We start from the raw sequence: 433 nt of genomic DNA on the forward strand, positions 1-433 counted from the left end.
ATGCTACGACGCTCTGAGGCGCTCAAATCGAGATAATCAGCCAGTTCATCGAGGGTATAGGCTTCCTCGCGCCACTCCATCACCAGCCATTCCAGGTGGAACGGATTTTTGCAAATCAGGCCGCTGTAGTTCACATCCGCACAAAGTTTCTCACACAGCGAACGTTCAACCGCTGCGGCATATTTCAGCGCCTTAACCGAGGCATCAGGCGCGGTTCTCACGGCGATGTTGAGTGCGTAGAGCAGGTGAGCGTGTCCGTTCACAGGATTTTTAACGGTGATGTTCGGCGCGGGAGCGTTCCGGTCGCTCCAGTCAATCGCAGCCCCCTCGCGGTCAACGTCAAAAACCAGCCAGAACTGTGCATGAGGCTGGTTCTGCTGGATATACCGTGCAAGAAGCGCGCGCCCTTTGCCGGAGATACGAAGGCCAAAAG

1 protein-coding gene is annotated in these 433 nt (G+C 55.9%); it reads right to left on the reverse strand.

Features of this window, described 5'->3' with window-relative positions:
• On the reverse strand, nt 1-433 hold a 433-nt coding region (locus GR212_RS36645; protein WP_204326929.1), incomplete at both ends, for a replication initiation protein.

The sequence above is a fragment of the Martinezella lusitana genome, assembly GCF_010668395.1.
Lineage (GTDB): Bacteria > Pseudomonadota > Alphaproteobacteria > Rhizobiales > Rhizobiaceae > Rhizobium > Rhizobium lusitanum_A.